This is a genomic window from Homoserinimonas sedimenticola, assembly GCF_026094475.1.
GTDB lineage: Bacteria > Actinomycetota > Actinomycetes > Actinomycetales > Microbacteriaceae > Homoserinimonas > Homoserinimonas sedimenticola.
Genome location: NZ_JAPELL010000002.1, coordinates 254,567 through 275,953 on the forward strand (window position 1 = coordinate 254,567; position 21,387 = coordinate 275,953).

General features: G+C 68.6%; 27 protein-coding genes, 1 tRNA gene and 1 other RNA gene. 25 read left to right on the plus strand and 4 right to left on the minus strand.

The features are described 5' to 3' along the window. Positions 1-4 precede the first annotated feature (4 nt). The 6 genes from rph to OH146_RS12420 are packed head-to-tail and all read left to right on the plus strand — an operon-like array spanning position 5 to position 4,506. A complete protein-coding gene (gene rph / locus OH146_RS12395; protein WP_265161248.1) occupies positions 5-748 on the plus strand; it encodes a ribonuclease PH in 744 nt (247 codons plus the stop codon). Between the two features lie 9 nt (positions 749-757). Further along, entirely contained in the window at positions 758-1,339 is a 582-nt protein-coding gene (gene rdgB, locus OH146_RS12400) for an RdgB/HAM1 family non-canonical purine NTP pyrophosphatase (protein WP_265161250.1), read from the plus strand. A 39-nt stretch (positions 1,340-1,378) separates the two neighbouring features. Then, complete coding sequence (locus OH146_RS12405) at positions 1,379-2,278, plus strand: metal ABC transporter substrate-binding protein (RefSeq protein WP_265161252.1); 900 nt, start codon at positions 1,379-1,381, stop codon at positions 2,276-2,278. A 7-nt stretch (positions 2,279-2,285) separates the two neighbouring features. Further along, positions 2,286-3,002: a metal ABC transporter ATP-binding protein gene (locus OH146_RS12410; RefSeq protein ID WP_265161691.1), complete on the plus strand. Its 717-nt coding sequence runs from the start codon at positions 2,286-2,288 to the stop codon at positions 3,000-3,002. Continuing rightward, complete coding sequence (locus OH146_RS12415) at positions 2,999-3,859, plus strand: metal ABC transporter permease (RefSeq protein ID WP_265161254.1); 861 nt, start codon at positions 2,999-3,001, stop codon at positions 3,857-3,859. The genes OH146_RS12410 and OH146_RS12415 overlap by 4 nt, the downstream gene beginning before the upstream one ends. Further along, positions 3,856-4,506: a metal-dependent transcriptional regulator gene (locus OH146_RS12420; RefSeq protein ID WP_265161256.1), complete on the plus strand. Its 651-nt coding sequence runs from the start codon at positions 3,856-3,858 to the stop codon at positions 4,504-4,506. Before OH146_RS12415 ends, OH146_RS12420 begins: the two co-directional genes overlap by 4 nt. Here the strand turns inward: OH146_RS12420 and OH146_RS12425 are convergent. Both OH146_RS12425 and OH146_RS12430 read right to left on the minus strand, forming a co-directional pair. After that, on the minus strand, positions 4,503-5,243 hold the full coding sequence (locus OH146_RS12425; protein WP_265161693.1) for a DedA family protein: 741 nt from the start codon (positions 5,241-5,243) through the stop codon (positions 4,503-4,505). The two genes, OH146_RS12420 and OH146_RS12425, sit on opposite strands and share 4 nt — an antisense overlap. Before the next feature lie 115 nt (positions 5,244-5,358). Next, positions 5,359-5,440: transfer RNA gene (locus OH146_RS12430), tRNA-Leu, on the minus strand. Positions 5,441-5,511: 71 nt separating this feature from the next. On the opposite strand from OH146_RS12430, the gene OH146_RS12435 reads away from it, so the two are divergent. From OH146_RS12435 to OH146_RS12455, 5 genes are read left to right on the plus strand one after another with little or no spacing between them, the layout of a single operon-like run. Next, positions 5,512-5,709, plus strand: a complete 198-nt coding sequence (locus tag OH146_RS12435) for a DUF7554 family protein (protein WP_434056246.1) — start codon at positions 5,512-5,514, stop codon at positions 5,707-5,709. 32 nt (positions 5,710-5,741) lie between these two features. After that, the gene (locus OH146_RS12440; protein ID WP_265161259.1) at positions 5,742-6,608 is read left to right on the plus strand and encodes a formate/nitrite transporter family protein; all 867 of its coding nucleotides are present in this window, start codon (positions 5,742-5,744) and stop codon (positions 6,606-6,608) included. Positions 6,609-6,662: 54 nt separating this feature from the next. Beyond that, on the plus strand, positions 6,663-7,883 hold the full coding sequence (locus OH146_RS12445; RefSeq protein WP_265161261.1) for a TadA family conjugal transfer-associated ATPase: 1,221 nt from the start codon (positions 6,663-6,665) through the stop codon (positions 7,881-7,883). Then, positions 7,883-8,755: a type II secretion system F family protein gene (locus tag OH146_RS12450; RefSeq protein WP_265161263.1), complete on the plus strand. Its 873-nt coding sequence runs from the start codon at positions 7,883-7,885 to the stop codon at positions 8,753-8,755. Before OH146_RS12445 ends, OH146_RS12450 begins: the two co-directional genes overlap by 1 nt. After that, positions 8,743-9,684, plus strand: a complete 942-nt coding sequence (locus tag OH146_RS12455) for a type II secretion system F family protein (RefSeq protein WP_265161265.1) — start codon at positions 8,743-8,745, stop codon at positions 9,682-9,684. Before OH146_RS12450 ends, OH146_RS12455 begins: the two co-directional genes overlap by 13 nt. 83 nt (positions 9,685-9,767) lie before the next feature. Here the strand turns inward: OH146_RS12455 and OH146_RS12460 are convergent, their stop codons facing one another. After that, entirely contained in the window at positions 9,768-10,574 is an 807-nt protein-coding gene (locus OH146_RS12460; RefSeq protein WP_265161267.1) for a fumarylacetoacetate hydrolase family protein, read from the minus strand. A gap of 99 nt (positions 10,575-10,673) precedes the next feature. Here OH146_RS12460 and OH146_RS12465 point away from each other — a divergent pair, with 99 nt between their 5' ends. The 13 genes from OH146_RS12465 to smpB all read left to right on the plus strand — a co-directional run bounded on the left by OH146_RS12465 (position 10,674) and on the right by smpB (position 20,231). Further along, positions 10,674-11,021, plus strand: coding sequence for a PadR family transcriptional regulator (locus OH146_RS12465; RefSeq protein WP_265161269.1), 348 nt, complete (start codon positions 10,674-10,676; stop codon positions 11,019-11,021). Positions 11,022-11,023: 2 nt separating this feature from the next. Then, complete coding sequence (locus tag OH146_RS12470) at positions 11,024-12,361, plus strand: permease prefix domain 1-containing protein (protein ID WP_265161271.1); 1,338 nt, start codon at positions 11,024-11,026, stop codon at positions 12,359-12,361. Positions 12,362-12,612: 251 nt separating this feature from the next. Further along, positions 12,613-14,034, plus strand: coding sequence for a dihydrolipoyl dehydrogenase family protein (locus OH146_RS12475; protein ID WP_265161273.1), 1,422 nt, complete (start codon positions 12,613-12,615; stop codon positions 14,032-14,034). Positions 14,035-14,088: 54 nt separating this feature from the next. Further along, positions 14,089-14,274, plus strand: a complete 186-nt coding sequence (locus OH146_RS12480; protein WP_265161275.1) for a hypothetical protein — start codon at positions 14,089-14,091, stop codon at positions 14,272-14,274. A gap of 4 nt (positions 14,275-14,278) precedes the next feature. Further along, the gene (locus OH146_RS12485; RefSeq protein WP_265161277.1) at positions 14,279-14,662 is read left to right on the plus strand and encodes a TadE/TadG family type IV pilus assembly protein; all 384 of its coding nucleotides are present in this window, start codon (positions 14,279-14,281) and stop codon (positions 14,660-14,662) included. Continuing rightward, on the plus strand, positions 14,637-15,101 hold the full coding sequence (locus OH146_RS12490) for a hypothetical protein (RefSeq protein WP_265161279.1): 465 nt from the start codon (positions 14,637-14,639) through the stop codon (positions 15,099-15,101). Before OH146_RS12485 ends, OH146_RS12490 begins: the two co-directional genes overlap by 26 nt. Further along, positions 15,098-15,532, plus strand: a complete 435-nt coding sequence (locus OH146_RS12495) for a pilus assembly protein TadG-related protein (protein WP_265161282.1) — start codon at positions 15,098-15,100, stop codon at positions 15,530-15,532. Before OH146_RS12490 ends, OH146_RS12495 begins: the two co-directional genes overlap by 4 nt. A 58-nt stretch (positions 15,533-15,590) precedes the next feature. After that, positions 15,591-16,079: a GyrI-like domain-containing protein gene (locus OH146_RS12500; protein WP_265161284.1), complete on the plus strand. Its 489-nt coding sequence runs from the start codon at positions 15,591-15,593 to the stop codon at positions 16,077-16,079. 34 nt (positions 16,080-16,113) lie between these two features. Then, positions 16,114-17,223, plus strand: coding sequence for a peptide chain release factor 2 (gene prfB, locus OH146_RS12505; RefSeq protein WP_265161286.1), 1,110 nt, complete (start codon positions 16,114-16,116; stop codon positions 17,221-17,223). 65 nt (positions 17,224-17,288) lie between these two features. Beyond that, positions 17,289-18,017 (plus strand): cell division ATP-binding protein FtsE, encoded by a 729-nt coding sequence (ftsE, locus tag OH146_RS12510; RefSeq protein ID WP_265161288.1) that lies wholly within the window; start codon positions 17,289-17,291, stop codon positions 18,015-18,017. After that, on the plus strand, positions 18,014-18,925 hold the full coding sequence (gene ftsX, locus OH146_RS12515; protein ID WP_265161290.1) for a permease-like cell division protein FtsX: 912 nt from the start codon (positions 18,014-18,016) through the stop codon (positions 18,923-18,925). Before ftsE ends, ftsX begins: the two co-directional genes overlap by 4 nt. A 20-nt stretch (positions 18,926-18,945) precedes the next feature. Continuing rightward, positions 18,946-19,677, plus strand: a complete 732-nt coding sequence (locus tag OH146_RS12520) for a YqjF family protein (RefSeq protein WP_265161292.1) — start codon at positions 18,946-18,948, stop codon at positions 19,675-19,677. 74 nt (positions 19,678-19,751) lie between these two features. Further along, complete coding sequence (gene smpB, locus OH146_RS12525; RefSeq protein WP_265161294.1) at positions 19,752-20,231, plus strand: SsrA-binding protein SmpB; 480 nt, start codon at positions 19,752-19,754, stop codon at positions 20,229-20,231. Between the two features lie 29 nt (positions 20,232-20,260). Here the strand turns inward: smpB and OH146_RS12530 are convergent, their stop codons facing one another. After that, the gene (locus OH146_RS12530) at positions 20,261-20,758 is read right to left on the minus strand and encodes a septum formation family protein (protein WP_265161296.1); all 498 of its coding nucleotides are present in this window, start codon (positions 20,756-20,758) and stop codon (positions 20,261-20,263) included. A 162-nt stretch (positions 20,759-20,920) separates the two neighbouring features. Here OH146_RS12530 and ssrA point away from each other — a divergent pair. Beyond that, positions 20,921-21,293, plus strand: a transfer-messenger RNA (tmRNA) gene (gene ssrA / locus OH146_RS12535). Positions 21,294-21,387: the final 94 nt, after the last annotated feature.

Below are 21,387 nucleotides of genomic sequence, written 5' to 3' on the forward strand. Positions count from 1 at the left end.
CCGGATGACTGAGCTCAGCACGCACCTCCGCATCGACTCCCGCACCCCCGACCAGCTTCGCCCCGTCACTTTCGAGCGCGGGTGGAGCAAGCAGGCCGAGGGTAGCTGCCTCGTGAGCTTCGGCGACACGAAGGTGCTGTGCACGGCCTCCTTCACGAACGGGGTGCCGCGCTGGATGACGGGCAAGGGCAAGGGCTGGGTCACGGCCGAGTACTCGATGCTGCCCCGCTCGACCAACAGCCGCAACGACCGCGAGTCGGTCAAGGGCAAGATCGGCGGCCGCACGCACGAGATCTCGCGCCTCATCGGCCGCAGCCTTCGCGCCGTGGTTGACATGAAGGCGCTGGGCGAGAACACGATCATGATCGACTGCGACGTGCTGCAGGCGGATGGCGGCACCCGCACGGCCGCGATCACGGGCGCGTATGTTGCGCTCGCCGACGCGCTCGCCTGGGGCAAGGACAACAAGTTCATCGCGCAGAAGGCGAACCCCCTGAGCGACAGCGTCGCGGCCGTCTCGGTCGGCATCATCGACGGCGTGCCCATGCTCGACCTCGCCTACACGGAGGACGTGCGCGCGGGCACCGACATGAACGTCGTCGCGACGGGCGGCGGCAAGTTCATCGAGGTGCAGGGCACGGCCGAGGGTGTGCCCTTCGACCGCTCCGAGCTCGACGCCCTTCTCGACCTCGCCCTCGCGGGCACGGCGGAGCTCACGACGCTGCAGCGGGCGGCTCTCGAGCGCTAGCCTCGAGGCATGACCCGCACTCTCGTCCTCGCCACCCACAACGCCCATAAGGTCACAGAGCTTCGGCGCATCCTCGGCGCCCAGCTCGACGGGATCGAGCTCGTCGGCTACGACGGCCCCGAGCCGGTCGAGGATGGCGACACCTTCGAGGCAAACGCGCTCATCAAGGCGCGGGCCGCCTATGAGCACACGGGCCTGCCGTCGATCGCGGATGACTCGGGCATCTGTGTCGATGCGCTGGGGGGCGAGCCGGGCATCCGTTCCGCCCGCTACGCGGGGACGCGCGACGACAAAGACAACTATCGGCTGCTGCTGAAGAACCTGGGCGACAACTCAGACCGCAGCGCCGACTTCATGTGCGCCGCGGCTTTCGTCGATGGGGAGAGCGAGTTCGTGGAGCTGGGCGTGTGGACGGGCACGATCCTGCACGAGCCCGTCGGTGCGGGCGGCTTCGGCTATGACCCGATCTTCCGCCCGGAGGGCCTCGAGGTCGCCTCGGCGGAGTTGAGCCCCGACGAGAAGAACGCCATCAGCCACCGCTCGCGCGCGTTCGGGGCCCTGATGCCCCGCATCCGCGAGCACCTGCTCTGACGGGATGCGCATAGGCACGCCGTGATCTAAGGTTTCGGTATGCCGAAAGCCGCACGCGTGCTCACGCTCGCCGTCTGCCTCGCTCTCGTCGGATGCTCGACCGCGACGCCCGAGGAGAGGGACAAGCCCCTCGTGCTCACGACCTTCACGGTCATCGCCGACATGGTGAAGGTTGTGGGTGGTGACGCGGTCGACGTGGAGTCGATCACCAAGGTGGGGGCTGAGATCCACGGCTACGAGCCCACCCCCTCGGACCTGCGGAACGCGGCATCCGCCGATCTGATCGTCGACAACGGCCTGGGCCTCGAGCGCTGGTTCGAGCAGTTCGTGGAGCGTATCGATGTGCCCCACGCCGTGCTGAGCGAGGCAATCGACCCGATCGACATCAGCGGGGGCGAGTATGAGGGGCGCCCGAATCCGCACGCATGGATGTCGCCCATCGCCGGGCAGGAGTACGTGACGGCGATCGAGGAGGCCCTGAGCGAGCTTGTCCCGGAGGAGGCCGAGGCGTTCCGGGAGCGGGCGAACGAGTACCGCGCGCAACTACAGGAGCTCGCGGCGGAGCTGCAGGCGGTCGTGGATGAGCTGCCCGAGGAGCGACGCGTGCTCGTCACCTGCGAGGGTGCCTTCAGCTACCTCGCGCGGGACATGGGTCTCGAGGAGGGGTACCTCTGGCCCGTCAACAGCGACGTCGAGGGCACGCCGCAGCAGGTGAGGGGCGCGATCGAGCTCGTGCGGGAGAACGATGTGCCCGCCGTGTTCTGCGAGACCACCGTGAGCGATAGCGCGATGCGTCAGGTCGCCGAGGAGTCGGGGGCTCGTTTCGCTGGCGCCCTCTACGTCGACTCCCTGAGCGAGCCGGATGGCCCCGTGCCCAGCTACCTCGACCTGCTGAGGCACGACATCGAGGTCATCGCGGAGGGACTGTCGGGTGAGTGAGCCTCCCATGATCGAGGTGCAGGGCCTCACGGTCCGCTACGACTCGGTGCGCGCCCTGAGCGATGTGAACCTCCGGCTCACGGCCGGTCGGGTGGTCGGGCTGCTCGGGATGAACGGATCCGGCAAGTCGACCCTCTTCGGCTCCCTCATGGGTTCGGTGCGGCCGAGCGCTGGCAGCATCCGCCTGATGGGGGGAGACCCGGGCGCCGCCCGCAAAGCGAATCTCGTCTCCTACGTACCCCAGTCGGAGGCGGTGGACTGGGACTTCCCCGTCTCGGTCGCCGATGTCGTCATGATGGGCCGCTACGGCCGGCAGGGTTTCACCCGTCGGCCTCGCCCCGCCGATAGGAGAGCCGTCACGGATGCCCTCGACCGGGTGGGTCTCGCCGATCTGGCGGGCCGGCAGATCGGCGAGCTGAGCGGCGGCCAGCGCAAGCGCGTCTTCGTCGCGCGCGGCATTGCGCAGGAGGCGAGCCTGCTGCTGCTCGACGAACCCTTCGCAGGCGTCGACAAGGGCTCGGAGCGCACGATCGTGGCGCTGCTGCGGGCGCTCGCCGACGAGGGCCGCGGCATCCTGATCTCGACGCACGATCTTGCGGGAGTGCCGGAGTTGTGCGACGAGGTCGTGCTGCTGCAGAACAGGGTGCTCTTCCAGGGGCCGCCCGCCGAGGCCCTCACGCCGGAGCGGCTCGCGCTCGCCTTCGGGCTGGGGGTGGAGCAGTGACGCCCCTCGACTGGCTCCTCGAGCCCCTCACCTTCGATTTCATGACCCGCGCTCTGCTCGTGACAGCGGTCGCGGGGGTGACCTGCGCGCTTCTGTCGTGTTGGCTCGTGCAGATCGGCTGGGCGCTCATGGGCGACGCCGTCTCGCATGCGGTGCTGCCGGGGGTCGCCGTCAGCTACATCCTGGGCTGGCCTTTTGCGGTGGGGGCCTTCATCTTCGGGGTCGGGGCGGTCGCCCTCATCGGCGGCGTGCGCTCGACGACGAGGATCAAATCGGATGCCGCGATCGGCGTCGTCTTCACGTCACTCTTCGCCCTCGGCCTCGTGATCATCTCGGTAACCCCGAGTCAGACCGACCTCGGCCACATCCTCTTCGGCAACGTGCTCGGCGTGAGCGATTCCGACATCCTGCAGGTCGTCGTGATCGGTGCGCTCACCTGCGCCGTGCTGCTGGCGAAGCGCAGGGACTTCACCCTCCTCGCCTTCGACCGCAGTCACGCGGGCGCGATCGGCATCAACACTCGCGTGCTCTCCGCACTGCTGCTCGGCCTGCTCGCCCTCACGGTCGTTGTGGCGCTGCAGGCGGTCGGTATCATCCTGGTCGTGGCGATGCTCATCACACCGGGGGCGACCGCGTCCCTGCTCACCAAGCGATTCGAGCGGATGCTCGCGCTCGCGGTGCTCGTCACGGTCGCGGCAAGCGTGGTGGGCGTCTACGCGAGCTTCTACCTGGACGTCTCGACGGGCGGCGCGGTTGTGCTGGCACAGGCGGCGGCCTTCCTGCTCGCCTATCTCTTCGGCGGGCGAGGGGGAGTCGTGACGGCGGCCCTGCGGCGGCGGCGGGCGGTGACGGCGTGAGCCCCGCGCTGCCCTCCACGACGGTCGTCGAGGACTACGTCAAGACGATCTACTCCTTCAGCGAGTGGACCGATACGCCCGCGACCCCGTCGGCGCTTGCTGCCTCGACCGTGACGGAGATGGTCAAGAAGCTCGCGGCATCCGGCCTCGTCGATCATGTGCCCTACGGGGCCATCACGCTGACGGCGGATGGCCGCGCCCTCGCCCTGCGGATGGTGCGGAGGCACCGGTTGATCGAGACGTGGCTGGCGCACTCGTTCGGCTACCGTTGGGACGAGGTGCACGACGAGGCGGAGGTGCTCGAGCACGCCGTCTCGGATCGGATGCTCGACGCGATCTTCGAGCAGCTGGGCCGGCCTACGCGTGACCCCCACGGCGACCCCATCCCGAGCGCCGATGGGCGGGTTGAGATTCCCCCAGCTGTGCTGCTCGCCGACGCGCCGGACGGCCATGCGGGCCGCGTTGTGCGCATCCGCGACCGCGACGCCAACCTGCTGCGCTACCTGACCGCGGAGGGCTTCGCGGTGGATGCCCGTGTCACGGTCGTCGGGCGCAAACCGTTCGGCGGGGCGCTCGCCATCACCCTCGAGGGTGCGGAGCTGGACGTCGGCGACGAGGCCGCCCGCGAGATCTGGCTGTCGGCTTAGCCGCGCTTGTCGGGGTCGTTGCTGGGGTCCTGGTCGAAGTAGGCGGGGTCGAGCACGATCTCCTCGCCCGTCAGGGGGGTGACCCCGGCCTCCCGTGCGCGCTTCGCCCGGCGGCTGGACTGCCAGTAGTGGAAGGCGGTCGGGATGACGGTTGCGGCGACGGCGATGAGCAGGATGAGGTCGATGTACTCGCGCACGAAGAGCTCGACGGGCGGGATGAACCCGAGGAGGAAGCCCAGCAGGGTGAGTCCGGCGCCCCAGATGAGGGCGCCCGTCGCGTTGTAGAGCGAGTACTTGCGGTAGTCCATGTGGCCGATGCCGGCGGCGACCGGCACGAAGGTGCGCAGGATGGGCACGAAGCGGGCGAGGATGACGGAGAGGCCCCCGAAGCGGGCGAAGAAGGCGTTCGTACGCTCGACGTTCTCGCGGCTGAAGAGTCCGCTCTCCTTCCGTTCGAAGATGCTGGGGCCGAAGCGGTGGCCGATGAGGTAGCCCACCTCGCCCCCGAGGAAGGCGGCGACCGCGATCGCGAGGCACACCCACCAGATGTCTAACTCGATGACGCCCGAGAAGGTGAGCACGCCCGTGATGATGAGGAGGGTGTCGCCGGGGAGGAGGAAGCCGACGAGCAGTCCTGTCTCGGCGAAGACGATGGCGCAGACACCCAGCAGCGCGAAGGCCCCGAAGCCCGTGATGAGGGTCTCCGGGTCAAGCCAGGGGATGAGGGCGAGGGGCATCACGCGCGGGACTCCGTTGGTCAGGCTGCGGTGCCTGCTGGCACCTGCTCAAGATTAGCGGCCCGCGCGGCTTCTGCGCCTCGTTCGCAGGGATGATTCCTCAGCGCGCTGATCGTACGGGAGAAGGGACTCGAACCCTCACGCCTCTCGGCACCAGAACCTAAATCTGGCGTGTATACCAATTTCACCACTCCCGCGGGAGCCGCCAGTCTACCGGGCCGCCTGCTTTCCCCGGTTTGGCCGCTTGGTGCGGCTCCTGGCTGAGAAGCTGAGCGCGCACTCAGTTTCGGCACTTAACCTCCGGGGCATGTTGAAGATAATCCTCATCCTTCTCGCCATCTGGATCGTGCTGTCGATCATCGGCTTTGTTGTCGAGGGTCTCTTCTGGCTCGCCGTGATCGGCCTGATCCTCTTCGTCGGCACCGCAATCTACGGAGCGATCAAGGGGCGCGGCAGCAAGGCCTGAATCGGCGGTCGTAGCAGAGGGACACGGGCCTCGTGAGCGACGGCAACCGGGAAGAACGCAAGGAGCTCCGCCGCCGCAGGCGCGAAGAGCTGGGAGAGACCGATGCCCCCGTCGAAGACGAGGTCAAGATGGGCGCCGATGCGACGATCGAGCGCGGGGCTGAACGTCTCGAGCGCACCTTTCCGAGCATGCTCATCACGGGGTTCTTCGGTGGACTCGAGGTCGGTCTGGGCGTCATGGGCTACCTGGCCGTGCTCGACCGAACGGGCAGCGAACTTCTTGCGGGGCTCGCCTTCAGCATCGGCTTAATCGCGCTGCTGCTCGCGAGCAGCGAGCTCTTCACCGAGAACTTCCTCATGCCAGTCGCCGCGGTCGTGGCCCGGACCGCGAGCCTGACGCAGCTGGCGAAACTGTGGGGTGCCACCCTTGTGGCGAACCTCGCGGGCGGGTGGCTCTTCATGTGGCTTCTGATGCTGGCGTTCCCGGAATGGAGTCAGACCCTCATCGAGAGCGCGTCCCACTTCGTCGAGGCCCCGTTCGGTGCGCAGACGGTGGCGCTTGCCCTTCTCGGCGGCAGCACGATAACGCTCATGACGCGGATGCAGCAGGGCACCGATTCGGTCACGGGCAAGCTCGTGGCGGCGGTTGCCACGGGCTTCCTCCTCGCGGGGCTCCCGCTGTTCCACTCCGTGCTGGACTCGCTCTTGATCTTCGGGGCGATCATGGTGGGCGCGGATTTCGGCTACCTCGACTGGCTCGGCTGGTTCGGCTACACGCTGCTGTTCAACATCCTGGGCGGCATCGTGCTGGTCACGGCGCTGCGCCTCATCAGGGCGAAGGACGTCGTGCAGGAGCACCGCGAGGAGTCTCCCCCCGACCCCGACGCGCCCCGCAGCTGAGGCGCTGTGGAAAACTCGCGCCGCGATTTCTGAGCATGCCGCATGATGTGACACATGCCGCAGCATCCCGTCGCCCTCATCACGGAGCGCGTGCGGGAGAGGGTGCGGCGTGAGGGGGTAGACCTCTCCGGCGACAGGGCCGTCGCGGATCGTCTCGTGCGTGACGAGGTGCAGCGCTACAGCGAGCGGGCCCTCGGCGGCAGCGTGCCCATGCTGGCCGATGAGCACGAGGCGGCGCGGCGCATTGTCGCTGACCTGGTCGGGCTCGGCCCGCTCCAGCCGTTCCTCGATGACCCGAACGTCGAGGAGATCTGGATCAACGCGCCCGACCAGGTCTACATTGCCGGCGGGGGAGCATCCGAGCGCACGGGCCTTGAGCTGACGTCGGCGCAGGTGCGCGACCTGGTCGAGCGGATGCTGCAGACGACGGGTCGCCGCGTCGACCTGAGTTCGCCCTTCGTCGACGCCTCTCTGCCCGACGGCTCACGCCTGCATGTGGCGATTCCGGATGTCACGCGCCGCGAGTGGGCCGTCAACATCCGCAAGTTCTCGCGGCGCATCGGCACGCTGGCCGACCTCGTGGAACGCGGTTCGATGCCGCCTGCGGTCGCGGAGTTCCTGCGGGGCGCCGTGAGGGCGCGGCTCAACATCATCGTCTCGGGGGCGACTCACGCGGGCAAAACAACCCTGCTGGGGGCACTGCTGGCGGAGGCGGGGGAGCGCGACCGCATCATCACGGTCGAGGAGACCTTCGAACTCGACCTCGCAGGCCGCGATGTCGTGGCGATGCAGTGCCGCCAACCGAGCCTCGAGGGCACGGGGGAGATCACGCTGCGGCGTCTCATCAAGGAGTCGCTGCGGATGCGGCCGGACCGCCTAGTCGTGGGGGAGGTGCGCGAGGCGGAGGCACTCGACCTGCTGATCGCCCTCAACTCGGGGGTGCCAGGCGCGTGCAGCGTTCACGCGAATAGTGCGAGCGATGCCCTCACCAAGCTCTCGGTGCTGCCGCTGCTGGCAGGTCGCAACATCGACTCCTCCTTTGTGCTGCCGACCGTGGCCGGCGTTGTCGATCTCGTCGTGCACTGCGAGCAAGGCGCCGACGGTCACCGCCGCGTGGCCGAGATCGCCGCCCCCACTGGCAGGGTCACGGATGCCGCGGTCGAGGCGGTGTCGCTCTTCGCCACGGTCGGCGGCGAGCTCGTGCCGACGGGCCTGCAGCCGCCTCGGCCGGAGCGCTTCGGTCTCCCGCTTCTGGCGCCTGGTGGGGCTCGCTGATGGTCCCGGTCCTGCCCGTCGTGCTCGGCGGTCTTCTCGGGGCGGGGCTGCTCCTCGTCGCCGCCCCGTTCCTGTGGCCGGTGCGGGAGCGCGCGCGCCCTCGGCTGCGGGCGCTCGAGCGGCTACGCGAGCACCTCACCCTCGCGGGCCTGCCCTCTGTTACGCCCGCCACCTTCATCGCCGTCACCTTGGTCGTGGGTCTCGTCGCGGGCGCCCTCACCCTCGCGATCGTCCCCGTGCTCGCTCTCGCGCTGACCGCCGCGCTCGCGGCTGCGGCGATCCCCTTCGTCGTGGTCTCGTGGCGTTCCCGGGCACGTCGGCGCCATTACCGCTCGCTCTGGCCGGATGTGGTCGACCATCTGGTCTCGGCGGTGCGTTCCGGCCTGTCGCTTCCCGACGGTCTGTCGGCGCTGGCATCGGTGGGCCCGGCCGGCACTCGGTCGGCGTTCGCGGCCTTCGAGCGGGACTATGAGGCAACGGCGAACTTCGCGTACTGTCTCGACCAGCTCAAACTGCGCCTCGCGGATCCGGTGGCCGACCGAATCCTGGAGACCCTGCGGATGTCGCGCGAGGTGGGCGGCACCGAGCTCACCTCGGTACTGCGGGGGCTCTCCGCCTACCTGCGGCAGGAGTCGGCCATCCGTTCGGAGGTCGAGGCGCGGCAGTCCTGGGTTGTCAACGCTGCGCGGCTGGGCGCTGCGGCGCCCTGGGTCGTGCTGCTGCTGTTGGCGGGGCGGCCCGAGGCGGCGGCCGCCTACAACACTCCCGGCGGTGCCGTCCTCATCGTCGGGGGTCTCGCTGTGACCCTCGTCGCCTATCGCATCATGCTCGCGATCGGCCGTCTGCCCGAGGAGCAGCGATGGTTCCGGTGAGTATGGCGTGGGCGGTTGCGTGCGGCGCTGCCCTCGGCCTGGGGCTCTGGGTGCTCGTCACGAGGTTGCCCCGCTTTGGCTCGCCGCGGCTTTCGGGTCGCGTTGCTCCCTATCTCGCGGATGTCTCGGCGGGGGCCCGCGCGCACCTGCACCGCGAACTCTCCGACCCCTTGCCCGTCTTCGGTGCACTTCTGGGCCCAATCTTCGGGGCGCTTCGCCGCGCTCTCGCTCAGCTGCTCGGCGGCTCGACAGTCCTGCAACTGAGGCTGCGGCAATCGGCGTCCGGTCTCGACCTCGACGGCTACCGTTCGCAGCAGCTCCTGGCGGTCATCGCGGGTGTTGGTGCAGGCGGGCTCGTAACGCTCTTCGCCGCCCCGCAGCAGGCATCCCCCGTTGTCTTCGGTGTCGGCTCGATCCTGCTGGGCGGCGTTGCGGGTCTACTGCTCCGCGACTGGTGGCTGCAGCAGCGGGCGCGGCGGCGGATGTCACGGCTCTCGGCCGAGCTGCCGATGGTGCTCGAGTTCCTGACGCTGAGCCTGTCTGCGGGCGAGGGCGTGCTAGACGCGCTCCGCCGAGTATCCCGGATCAGCCGGGGGGAGCTCTCGCGCGAGCTGCGGGGCGTTCTCACGGAGGTGACGAGCGGTGTGCCGCTCGCCGATGCGCTCCGGCGCTGCGCCGACGAGTTGCAACTGCCCGCCTTCACGCGCTGCGTCGACCAGATGACGATCGCACTCGAGCGCGGCTCTCCCCTCGCCGAGGTACTGCGGGCGCAGGCGCAGGATGCCCGCGAGGACACGAAGCGCGGCCTGCTGGAACTCGCAGGCAAGAAGGAGGTGGCGATGCTCGTGCCGCTCGTCTTCCTGATCCTGCCGGTGACGATCCTCTTCGCGATCTACCCGGGAATCTTCGTGCTCCAGGTCGGCTTCTGAGTTCACGCGACGCGCGCTGCGCTTGGGGCCAGCGCCCGATGGCGTCGCCGTCGAGACGTCCGCTCGTTGATATAGACCCTGGGTCAGTTTCCCTCCGCGACAACAGGGTTCGCGAGCGTCCCGATGCCGTCGACGTCGATCTCGACGCGGTCTCCCGCGCGCAGCCACTTCGGTGGGTCGAAGGAGGCGCCCACGCCGGCTGGTGTGCCGGTCGCGATGATGTCGCCCGGCCGTAGCGGGGTCCAGGTCGAGATGTAGGAGACGAGGCGGCTCACGTCGAAGACGAACTGGCCGAGGTCGGACTCCTGTCGCACTTCGCCGTTCACCCGCGTGCGGATGCGGCGCTCGCTGAGCAGGCCCACCTCGTCGCGCGTCACGATCCACGGGCCGATCGCTCCGGATGCCTCGAAGTTCTTGCCCGCCGTGAACCGGATCGTGTGGCGCTGGAAGTCGCGCAGCGACCCGTCGTTGAGAAGCGTGTAGCCGAGCACGTGGTCGAGGGTGTTCTCCTCCGCGATGGCCCGACCGTGCCGTCCGATCACGATCGCCAGCTCGCCCTCGTAGTCGTACTCTTCGCTGGCCCGCGGCAGCACGAGGGGTTCCTCCGGTCCGACGAGCGAGTCGGGAAAGCGGGTGAAGAGCACGGGGTGGGAGGGCAGCTCGCGGCCCATCTCGAGGATGTGGTCGCGGTAGTTGAGGCCGACGCACAGCACCTTCGACGTGACGTCGACGGGGGCGAGCAGTCTTGTGTCGGAGCGGGGGACGCTGCGGTCGAGCTGGGCCGCCGCAAGCTCGGCGAGCGGGATGTCGCTGTCGCTCGTGCGGATCACGTCGTCGTCGATGACTCCCCAGCGCTCGGTTCCGTCGAGGTCGATTCGCGCGATCTTCATGGGCGCCAGTGTATGCGCGGGGTGCTACGCCACCCGGATGCCTTGAAGCTCTATGTACCTTGCAGTTCTAGGTATATGATCGGGCAGCAGGAGGTACCCATGAACATCGACAAGGATCTCGTCGCCGCAATGGCGACGCCCCTCGTGCTCGCGATCCTCATGGAGGGCTCGAGTTACGGCTACGCGATCCTCAAGCGCGTGCGAGAGCTCTCCTCGGGCGAGCTCGAGTGGACCGACGGGATGCTCTACCCGCTCCTGCATCGCCTCGAGCGGCAGGGTTACATCCACGCCGAGTGGGGTGCCTCACCCGAGGGTCGCCGCCGCCGCTACTACCAGATTACGGATGCGGGCCGCGCCCAGCTGGCCGAACAGCGCCGCCAGTGGGTCACCGCGACCCGCACGCTCGGCGGGCTCTGGGGCTTCGCGATCCCGGCGACGGGGGTGTGACCGTGAGCACGCTAGAGACCCGCATCGACGAATGGCGCGCTGCCGTGCTGCGCGGCCGCATGATCGACGAGGCCGACGCGCAGGAGCTCGAGAGCCACCTGCGCGACCACATCGCTGATCTCGGCTCCGCCGGGCTCAGCGACGACGAGGCGTTCCTCATCGCCGTCGGCCGGCTCGGCCGCATCGATCAGTTGAGCGCCGAGTTCGCGCGCGAGCACAGCGACCGGCTCTGGAAGCAGCTGACGGTGACCCGCGAAGAGGGCGAAGCACGGGCATCCGTCTGGGGCATGCTCGCCTTCGCGGCGCTGGCCGCCGTGCTCGTGCACGCGGCGCGACTCTTCGCCGAGGCATCCGACGGCTTCGCCTTCTGGTTCGCGCGTGACCTGAGCTTCTTCGTGCTGCCCGTGCTCGCGGCCTACTTCGCGGTCGTGCGACGGATGCCCCTGCGCCCGACAGTCACGCTGGGCGCCGTCGTCGCGCTCCTCGCGGTCGCGGTCAACCTGTTCCCGTTCCCCGTGGGCTCGGCCACGGATCTGCTCGTGGCACTGCACCTGCCCGTCGTGCTGTGGTTCGCGGTGGGCGTCGCATATGTCGGCGGGGAGGTGACCTCGCACGTGCGGCGCATGGACTTCATCCGCTTCACGGGCGAGTGGGTCATCTACTTTGCCCTCATCGCCCTCGGCGGCGGGGTGCTGCTGGGCCTGACGGCGGCCGTGCTCACCCCCATCGCGCCGGAAGCGATCGACGATGTCATGCTGTGGGTGCTGCCCGCGGGGGCCGCCGGCGCGGTCGTCGTCGCGGCGTGGCTCGTCGAGGCCAAGAAGAGCGTGATCGAGAACATTGCGCCCGTGCTGACGGCGATCTTCACCCCGCTCTTCGCGCTCATGCTCGCCGTGTCGGCGGTCGGCTATGCGTTTGCGGGCCTCGGCCGCGAGTTCGATCGCGACCTGCTCATCGTGTTCGACGTGCTGCTGCTCGTCGTGCTGGGTCTCGTCGTCTACGGCATCTCGGCGCGCGGCGCCCTGCGACGGCCCGGCCTGCTCGATGTGCTGCAGCTCGTCGCGGTCATCTCGGCGCTCGTGCTCGACCTGCTCGTGCTCGTCTCCATGTTGGGGCGTATCGGCGAGTTCGGGTTCACCCCCAATCGGGTCGCGGCGCTCGGCCTCAACCTCCTGTTGCTCATCAACCTCGCGGTCACGGCGTGGCATCTGGGCCGGATGCTCGCGGGGCGCGCGCCCGCCCTGCGCCTCGAGCGCTGGCAGACCGGCTATCTCGTCGCTTTCGCCGCCTGGGTCCTACTCGTGGTGCTCGCGCTGCCGCCCGTGTTCGACTTCGCCTGATCCGACGTGTCCCTCCCGGCGCGCCCGCGGCCGTGTCCCTCTCCAATGCGCCCCGCGCCGTGTCCCTCCCCAGTGCGCCCCGCCGCCGTTGAGTAGACACATATTCGTCCTGCAGCCTGGTTGACGCCCGCGTGAGCACGAATATGTGTCCTCTCGACCTTTCGGGCGGGGCAGGGAAGCGGGGCAGCGACGGGCGGATGCAGCATCCGCTCGCCCTGTCGCCCCTGAGAGGCCGGTGCCATACTCAGCGCATGGCTGACAACTATGACGTGATCGTGTTGGGCGCCGGAGCGGTGGGCGAGAACGTCGCCGACCGCGCCGTGCAGGGCGGGCTCTCGGCGGTCATCGTCGAGAGCGAGCTGGTGGGCGGCGAATGCTCCTACTGGGCGTGCATGCCCTCCAAGGCTCTCTTGCGGCCAGCCCAGGCGCTGCGCGCGGCCCGGGCCGTGCCCGGTGCGGCCGAGGCGGCAACGGGCGAGCTCGACGTGGAGGCCGTGCTCGAGCGCCGCGACTCCTTCACGAGCCATTGGTCGGATGCCGGGCAGGTCGAATGGCTCGAGAGCGCGGGCATCGACCTCGTGCGCGGGCACGGCCGGCTGAGCGGCGAGCGTGAGGTCACGGTCACGGAGGAGGGCGGTGCGACTCGCGTGCTCACGGCGGCGCACGCGGTCGTCGTCGCAACGGGCACGGATCCCTTCGTTCCGCCCATCGAGGGGCTGCGGGAGTCGGCCCCCTGGACGAGTCGCGAGGCGACGAGCGTCGAGCAGGTCCCCGAGAGCCTCGCGGTGGTCGGTGGCGGGGTGGTCGCGCTCGAGATGGCGACCGTCTTCTCGGACCTCGGATGCCGCGTGACCGTGGTCTCCCGCAGCGGCATCCTCGGCGGCATGGAGCCCTTCGCGGGCGAACTCGTGGCGGAGGCCCTGCGCCGGCGCGGCGTCGAGATCCTCACCCACACCGAGACGGCGAGCGTGCGGCGCGACGGTGACACCGTGACGCTTGTCACGGGGGAGGGGCGCGAGATCGTGGCATCCGAGGTGCTGGTGGCGACGGGTCGCGCCCAGCGCACGACGGACATCGGGCTCGACACGGTCGGGCTGGAGCCCGGCGGCCCGCTCGAGGTCGACGACACCATGCGGGTGCCCGGCTACGACTGGCTCTACGCGACGGGCGACGTCAACGGCCGCGCCCTGCTCACTCATCAGGGCAAGTACCAGGCGCGGGCGGCGGGTGACGTGATTGCCGCGCGGGCGAAGGGCGAGCCAGTGGATGCCGCGGACTGGGGTCGCCACGTCGCCACCGCCGATCACCGCGTCGTGCCGCAGGTGGTCTTCACCGACCCGGAGGTGGCGTCGGTGGGGCTCACGGAGGCGGCGGCACAGAAGGCGGGCTACACCGTCACGGCCGTCGACTACGACATGGGCTCGGTCGCGGGGGCCGCCGTGCACGCCGATGGGTACACGGGTAAGGCCCGCATGGTGGTCGACACCGAGCGCGAGGTCATCCTCGGCGTGACCTTCGTGGGCCCCGAGGTGAGCGAGCTCCTGCAGTCGGCGACGATCGCGATCGCGGGCGAGGTGCCCATCGCGCGACTGTGGCACGCAGTTCCCGCCTACCCGACCGTGAGTGAGGTGTGGCTGCGGCTGCTGGAGGCCTACGGCCGCGATTCGGCGTAGCGCCCCTGTGGACAACTCTGACGGATGCTGCGGATCTCTCAGTAGCATCCCCGCATGATCCCGTGCCGCCGATACCTTCGTCACGCCCGTTCCCGTCTCGCCGATGAGCGCGGTGACGTGCCCGGCTGGGTGCTCATCACGCTCATGACGGCAGGTCTCGTGATCATCATCTGGTCGCTCGCGGGGCCCGCGCTCAGCAGCGTCTTCGAGCAGGCGATCGCGCGCGTCTCGGGCTTCTGAGCGGATGCTTCGGGGCGATGAGCGCGGTTCCGCCCCCGCCGAGTTCGTCATGGTGGGGGCGCTCCTCACGGTCCTGACCCTCAGCGTCATGCAACTGGGACTTGTCATGCACGTGCGCAATACGGTGCTCGACGCGGCGGGGGAGGGCGCACGCTTCGCGGCGCTCGCCGACAACACGCTGGCGGATGGCGCCGCCCGCACGCGCGAGCTCATCACGACCGCGATCGGCCCGAGCTACGCGGCCGACGTGACGATCACGTCCGGCGACTACCTGGGACACCCGGCGGCGGTCGTGACGGTGCGCGCGCCCCTGCCGCTCCTGGGCCTCATCGGCCTCGACGGCGGGCTGGAGGTGACAGGGCATGCGGCTCTTGAGACTCTGGAGTGAGGCACGGCGCGACGACACCGGCTCCGCCTCGCTCGAATTCCTCACGGCGGGAACGCTCCTGCTCGTGCCCATGGTCTACCTCATCGTCGCCCTCTCGGCGCTGCAGTCGGGCTCGCTCGCGGTCGAGTCGGCCGCCCGGCACGCAGCCCGCACCTATGTCGAAGCCCCGACAACGGATGCCGCGGCTCTCCGTGCGGAACGGGCCGTCGCCTTCGCGCTCGCCGACCACGGCCTCGACCCGTCGGCTGGCAGCATCCGCATCTCCTGCTCTCCGAACCCCGCCGACTGCCTCACCCGTCTCGGCATCGTGACGGTGACGGTCGAAACGCAGATCGCGATGCCGCTCGTGCCCGCCGCGCTCGCCGTCGACACACCCCTGAGCATTCCCGTCCGCGCAACCGCGTCGCAGCAGGTCTCGCGCTTTGCGGAGCTGCCGTGAGGCGGCTGCTGCGGGATGAGAGCGGCTCGACCCTCATCCTCACGATCTTCTACGCCGCCCTGAGCCTCGTGCTCATCCTGCTCGTGACGGCCGCAACCTCGCTCTACCTGGAGCGCAAGCGACTCTTCACCCTCGCCGACGGCGCCGCGCTCGCCGGGGCGGAGGCCTTCGACCTCACGGATGTCACGACCGTCGCCTCGGGCCCCGGCGTCGTGCTCGACGACTCTCGCGTCTCGGCGGCCGTCGCGGCGCACGTCGCCGCAGTGCCGCACGACTTCGAGGGGCTCGTGATCGAGCGGGCGGAGAGTCCCGGCGGTTCCGGCGCCGTCGTGGGGCTCTCCGCCCTGTGGCGCCCACCCGTCGTGAGCCTGCTCGTGCCCGAGGGCATCCGCATCGGGGTCGAAGCATCCGCGCGTTCGGTCTTCGGCTGAGAGGGTTGAGGTCGCTCCGGGAGCGCGGCAGGATCGAGGCACCGCGAGAGGAGCGACCATGAGTGACACGAGCCCCGCAGCATCCGCCGCCGAGATCATCGCGCTGAACCCCATGACGGTCGCGGTGCGTCGCGAGACGATTCAGATGGCGAACATCCGCGACTACTTCGACGACGTGTACGGCGCCGTCATGGCGGTGCTCAGTGAGCAGGGGGTCGCTCCGGCAGGCCCGGCGCTCGCCGTCTACCACGGGCAGCCAGGTGAGACGGTGGACGTCGCGGCGGGCTTCCCGACCAACACCCCCATCGAGACCGTCGGCAGTATCGCGGCGCTCGAGCTGCCGGGCGGGCTCGCGGCCCAGTACACGCATCGCGGCTCCTACGATGGGCTCGCCGAGGCCTACCAGCGCTTCGTCGGCTGGATCTACGAGCAGGGCCACACCCCGGGCCAGCTGTTCTGGGAGGTCTACGTGACCGAGCCGACGCCCGACGCCGACCCCGACGACATGGTCACCCACATCGTCTGGCCCCTCGCCGAGCAGCAGTAGCCTTCATGCGGCTGCCGGTAGGCTTGTCGCCACAATGGATGAACTCGACGTCTCCGCGCAGGTCGCGGCCCTCCGCTCCACGTTTGCCGAGATTCGGGCCGTCGTCGACGTTCCGCGACTCGAGGCCGACATCGCCGACCTCAGCGAGCAAGCGGGCGCGCCCGACCTCTGGGACGACACCGAGAAGGCGCAGAAGGTCACCAGCACGCTCAGCCACCGGCAGGCCGAGCTGGCCAAGATCACGAGCATCCAGCAGCGCCTCGATGACATCGAGATCATGGTGGAGCTCGCCAACGAGGAGGGCGATGCGGATGCCGCGGCAGAGGTTCACCGCGAGCTGACGTCGATCGAGAAGGTGCTGAGCGACCTCGAGGTGCAGACGCTCCTCAACGGCGAGTGGGATGCCCGCCCCGCCGTCATGACGATCCGCGCGGGCGCGGGCGGGGTCGACGCGGCCGACTTCGCGGAGATGCTGCAGCGCATGTACCTGCGCTACGCCGAGAAGAACAAGATCCCCGCCCGCGTGCTCGACACGAGCTACGCCGAGGAGGCGGGCATCAAGTCGACGACGATCGAGTTCGACGCCCCCTACGCCTTCGGCACGCTGAGTGTCGAGGCAGGCACGCACCGGCTCGTGCGCATGTCGCCCTTCGGTGCCGCGGGCAAGCGGCAGACGAGCTTCGCGGCCGTCGAGGTCATCCCGCTCATGGAGGAGACCGAGCAGGTCGACATCCCCGAGAACGAGATGCGCATCGACGTGTTCCGCTCGAGCGGGCCCGGCGGGCAGTCCGTCAACACGACCGACTCGGCCGTGCGCATCACCCACCTTCCGACCGGCATCGTCGTCTCGATGCAGAACGAGAAGAGCCAGATCCAGAACCGCGCGGCCGCGCTCCGCGTGCTCCAGTCGCGCCTGCTGCTGCTGCAGAAGGAGCAGGAGGCCGCGCAGAAGAAGGAGCTCGCGGGCAACATCACCGCCAGTTGGGGCGACCAGATGCGCAGCTACGTGCTCGCGCCCTACCAGATGGTCAAGGACCTGCGCACGGAGCACGAGGTCAACAATCCGTCGAACGTCTTCGACGGCGACCTCGACGGTTTCATCACGGCGGGTATCCGCTGGCGCAAGCGCGCCGTCGAGGACTGAGCCCCCGAACTGGCGGGGGTGTCGCTGCGCCCGAATCAGGAATGCCTGCTTAGGCTCGATCCGAAATGATTCGTTTTGACCAGGTGACCAAGCTCTACGCCGGCACCACGCGACCCGCTCTCAACTCCGTGGATCTCGAGATCCTGCGGGGAGAGTTCGTCTTCCTCGTCGGCGCCTCCGGCAGCGGCAAGTCGAGCTTCCTGCGCCTCATCCTCAAGGAGGAGAACCCCACGAAGGGCGAGATCCATGTGCTCGGCCAGAACGTGGGGCGGCTGTCGAGTCGCAAGGTTCCCTACTTCCGCCGCAACCTCGGCGTCGTCTTCCAGGACTTCCGCCTCCTGCCGCAGAAGTCGGTCTTCGACAACGTCGCGTTCACCCTTCAGGTCATCGGCAAGTCGAAGGGCTTCATTCAGGAGGCCGTGCCCGATGTGCTCAAGATGGTGGGCCTCGCGGGCAAGGCGAGCCGCTTTCCCCACGAACTCTCCGGCGGTGAACAGCAGCGCGTCGCGATCGCCCGCGCAATCGTCAACCGGCCTGCCCTACTGCTCGCCGATGAGCCGACGGGCAACCTGGACCCCGCGACATCCGCGGGCATCATGACGCTGCTCGAGCGCATCAGTCAGAGCGGCACCACCGTGATCATGGCGACCCACGATGCGGGGATCGTCGACCAGATGAAGCGCCGTGTGATCGAACTCGTCGCCGGCCAGATCGTGCGCGATGAGCGCCAGGGCGGCTATCTCACGCAGGCGATCCCCGTGCAACAGGGCTTCGGGACGGGGGCGGAGCTGTGAGGTTCGGCCTGATCATGTCGGAGGTCGGTCAGGGCCTCCGCCGCAACTTCTCGATGGTCGTCTCCGTCGTGCTGGTGACATTCATCTCGCTCACCTTCGTGGGCGCCGCGATCCTGCTGCAGATGCAGATCAACGAGATGAAGGGTTACTGGTATGACCGGGCGCAGGTTGCCGTCTACCTCTGCACCGACACGGCCCTCGCCGCCCACTGCAACATGACAGAGGCGACCGAGGAACAGAAGGCCAATGTCGCGGCCATCCTCGACTCGCCCGAGCTCGCGCCCCTCATCAATGCCTACGAGTTCGAGAACCACGAGGAGGCGTACGAGAAGTACGTCGACTTCGCCGACACGAGCGAGGGCGACTACATCACGCCCGAGATGCTGCCGGAGACCTACTGGGTCAACATGGTCGACCCGAGCCAGTCGGATGTGCTCATCGAGACGCTCTCGGGCACACCGGGAGTCGACGAGGTCGCCGACCAGCGCAAGTACCTCGACCCGATCTTCGACGCGCTCAACGCCGCAAGCTACACCGCCATCGGCATTGCGGCGCTCATGCTCGTCGCGGCCGTGCTGCTGATCGCCACGACCATCCGTCTCAGCGCCTTCAGCCGCCGTCGTGAGCTGGGGATCATGCGCCTCGTGGGCGCCTCCAACCGATTCATCCAGACGCCCTTCGTACTTGAGGGCGTCATCGCCGCCGTCATCGGCGCTGTGTTGGCGGGCGGAGCGACCGTCGCGGTCGTGCACTTCTTCGTGCAGGGCTACCTCGCCGAGCTCATGGCGTCGACCTCCTTCGTCGGGCTCACGGAGGCGCTCATCGTCGTCCCGGTGCTGCTCGCGGTCGGCATCCTGCTCGCGGCGCTCTCCGCCAACGTGGCCATCAGCCGCTACCTCAAGGTCTGACGCGGAACGAGCGGGTCACCGTGCAGGCGATAACGCGGGAGGCTCCGCCACTTCAGGGCCCACCGATCATTCGCCAGCGCTGGAGCGAGGTGAGCTTTCTGCACTGGCGCATCAGCAGCCGAGACGCGGAACGGATGCTTCCTCCTGGGCTCCGCGCTGATGTCTTCGATGGTTCGAGCTGGGTGGGCCTCATCTGCTTCCGGCTCTCCGACTCGGCCCTGCTCGGGTCGCCGCCCGTGCCGTATGTGGGCACCTTCCCCGAGGTCAACGTGCGGCTCTACACGGTGGATGCCGAGGGGCGCCGGGGGGTGTGGTTCGTCTCCCTCGAGGCATCCCGTCTCGCCGCGGTAATGGCCGCGAACCTCGCCTTCGCCCTGCCTTACCGGTGGGCGCGTATGTCCATCGAGGGGGAGGCGGGCGAGTTGCGTTACCGTTCCCACCGCATGGGGCGCATGGATGCTCGAGCCCACGTTGCAACTCGGGCGAGCGACACTCCCGTCGATGATGAACGCTCCCGCTTCCTCACCGCCCGCTGGGGGATGCATACGGCCCGTGGTGGGCGTCTCCGTTGGCACGCGAATGTCCATGAACCCTGGCGTCTGGTCGAGGCCGAGTTGCTTGAGTGCGAGCACGGACTCTTCGCCGCTGCGGGCATTCGGGGAGTCAAGCCGGGGCCGCCTGAGTCGGTGCTGGCGGGAGGTACGGTGCACGCACGCTTTGCCCGTAGCGTGCGCGTTCCCGCCTCCCTCTGACGCGCGAGGGCCCGTCAGCGGTTAGTATGGTGGGCTGCGCGTCATCCGGCGCGCCGTGAGATGAAGGATGCATCGTGCCCAGGGAACGTGGTCAGAACGTCGTCGCGACGAACCGCAAGGCCCGACACGACTACACGATCGAAGACACGTATGAGGCGGGTCTCGTGCTGACAGGCACGGAGGTGAAGTCGTTGCGGGCCGGTCGGGCGAGCCTTGTCGACGGTTACGCCTTCGTCGATGATCACGGCGAGGCGTGGCTCGACGCCGTCCACATCCCCGAGTATGTCGGGGGCACCTGGACCAACCACCCGCCGCGCCGCAAGCGCAAGCTGCTGCTGCACAAGGCCCAAATTCTGAAGATCCACAACAAGGTCAAGGAGGGCGGCTACACGCTCGTGCCGCTCTCGCTCTACTTCAGTGACGGTCGCGCCAAGGTCGAGCTGGCGGTCGCGAAGGGCAAGCGCGAGTACGACAAGCGTCACGCCCTGCGCGAGCGACAGGAGAACCGTGAGGCGCAGCGCGCCATGTCGGAGCGGCGCCACCTCGGCGAGTAGGGGCGGGCGCCGCGCTCAGACGTGAGGAATCAGCCCTCGTAGGGGTAGTTCGGACCCTTGCCTCCGAGCGGCTCGGAGATGGGCCCGTCGAGGTCGTAGGCGAGGCAGAGGATCTCCCGATCTCCCTGCTCCCAGCTAGCGGCGCTCGGGTAGAAGTAGCTGTAGTGGAGGCTTGTCTCCTCCACGCTGGCGCCCACGAACTGCTCGAACTGGGAGAAGCACCCGTACTCCGCGTCCTCCTCGATGGCGGCCGCGTCGTAGCTGGGGAAGTCGTCGTCGGAGACGTCGTAGATGTAGTACGCCTCGTTGTCGTGCTCCTCGGTGCACTCGGGCATCTTGACGGAGGAGATTTCCTCGACGGCCCCGGTGTCGTCATTGAAGCAGTCGCCGACCTCGATCGAGAAGACGTCCTCCTTGCCCTCCACCGCGTTGGTGATGGACTGGCTGATGGCACCGATGCTGCAGCCGGTGAGGGCGATGACGGTGGCGGCGGCGAGGGCGGTGGCGGCGATGGCGTGGCGGGTCACATCCGCAGTGTAGCGTCGTGAGGGCGGCCGGGATGCGCCCCCGAGCTCGGTCTTTCATTGTCGATCGCAGCACGCTATACTTGAAGGCTGCGTCGAAGTGATCGGCGCGATTGACAACTCAACAGCGCGCGACTGTGACACGTCATCCACGATGACGCGCATGGGGATGATCGGTTTCGACATTGCCTGCGTGATTGTGGGAAGCGGGTCGAGGATGCCGACTTATCTCGTTAACGATGTCGGCAAACTATAAGTGCCGATTCCAAGCGCACTGACTTCGCCCTCGCTGCCTAAGCGAGCGCACTAAAAAGTCCGTCAGCCCGGGGATGCTCTCTACCCGGGTCCTGGCGTCATTTAGAGAGATTGCTCCGCAGTTGAGCCTGAGGGCTGCGGGGGACTTTAACAAGGGCTGGGCTCGTCGGTGTGGCCGCCAGTGGCAAGCACCGGAGCCGAGGAGAACGTTTCACTGGCTACGCCCGTAGAAGACACATGACCACAGCAGTGGACCGGGGTTCGATTCCCCGCATCTCCACCACCGTCACGGTCGCGCGCTGTTGAGCTGCGGATGCCGCATCCTTGTCTCCCGCGGTGAGCTTAGGTTAGCCTAACCTCGGCACTGACCGGTGCCG

Excerpts from the sequence above, each read along its gene's own strand:
- OH146_RS12500 (WP_265161284.1), top strand. The coding sequence starts at position 15,591 with ATGAGTGACACGAGCCCCGCAGCATCCGCCGCCGAGATCATCGCGCTG.
- OH146_RS12455 (WP_265161265.1), top strand. The coding sequence starts at position 8,743 with ATGGTTCCGGTGAGTATGGCGTGGGCGGTTGCGTGCGGCGCTGCCCTC.
- rph (WP_265161248.1), top strand. The coding sequence starts at position 5 with ATGACTGAGCTCAGCACGCACCTCCGCATCGACTCCCGCACCCCCGAC.
- OH146_RS12480 (WP_265161275.1), top strand. The coding sequence starts at position 14,089 with ATGATCCCGTGCCGCCGATACCTTCGTCACGCCCGTTCCCGTCTCGCC.
- OH146_RS12450 (WP_265161263.1), top strand. The coding sequence starts at position 7,883 with ATGGTCCCGGTCCTGCCCGTCGTGCTCGGCGGTCTTCTCGGGGCGGGG.
- OH146_RS12465 (WP_265161269.1), top strand. The coding sequence starts at position 10,674 with ATGAACATCGACAAGGATCTCGTCGCCGCAATGGCGACGCCCCTCGTG.
- rdgB (WP_265161250.1), top strand. The coding sequence starts at position 758 with ATGACCCGCACTCTCGTCCTCGCCACCCACAACGCCCATAAGGTCACA.
- OH146_RS12460 (WP_265161267.1), bottom strand. The coding sequence starts at position 10,574 with ATGAAGATCGCGCGAATCGACCTCGACGGAACCGAGCGCTGGGGAGTC.
- prfB (WP_265161286.1), top strand. The coding sequence starts at position 16,114 with ATGGATGAACTCGACGTCTCCGCGCAGGTCGCGGCCCTCCGCTCCACG.
- OH146_RS12445 (WP_265161261.1), top strand. The coding sequence starts at position 6,663 with ATGCCGCAGCATCCCGTCGCCCTCATCACGGAGCGCGTGCGGGAGAGG.
- OH146_RS12410 (WP_265161691.1), top strand. The coding sequence starts at position 2,286 with ATGATCGAGGTGCAGGGCCTCACGGTCCGCTACGACTCGGTGCGCGCC.
- OH146_RS12475 (WP_265161273.1), top strand. The coding sequence starts at position 12,613 with ATGGCTGACAACTATGACGTGATCGTGTTGGGCGCCGGAGCGGTGGGC.
- OH146_RS12490 (WP_265161279.1), top strand. The coding sequence starts at position 14,637 with ATGCGGCTCTTGAGACTCTGGAGTGAGGCACGGCGCGACGACACCGGC.
- OH146_RS12485 (WP_265161277.1), top strand. The coding sequence starts at position 14,279 with ATGCTTCGGGGCGATGAGCGCGGTTCCGCCCCCGCCGAGTTCGTCATG.
- ftsE (WP_265161288.1), top strand. The coding sequence starts at position 17,289 with ATGATTCGTTTTGACCAGGTGACCAAGCTCTACGCCGGCACCACGCGA.
- OH146_RS12425 (WP_265161693.1), bottom strand. The coding sequence starts at position 5,243 with ATGCCCCTCGCCCTCATCCCCTGGCTTGACCCGGAGACCCTCATCACG.
- OH146_RS12405 (WP_265161252.1), top strand. The coding sequence starts at position 1,379 with ATGCCGAAAGCCGCACGCGTGCTCACGCTCGCCGTCTGCCTCGCTCTC.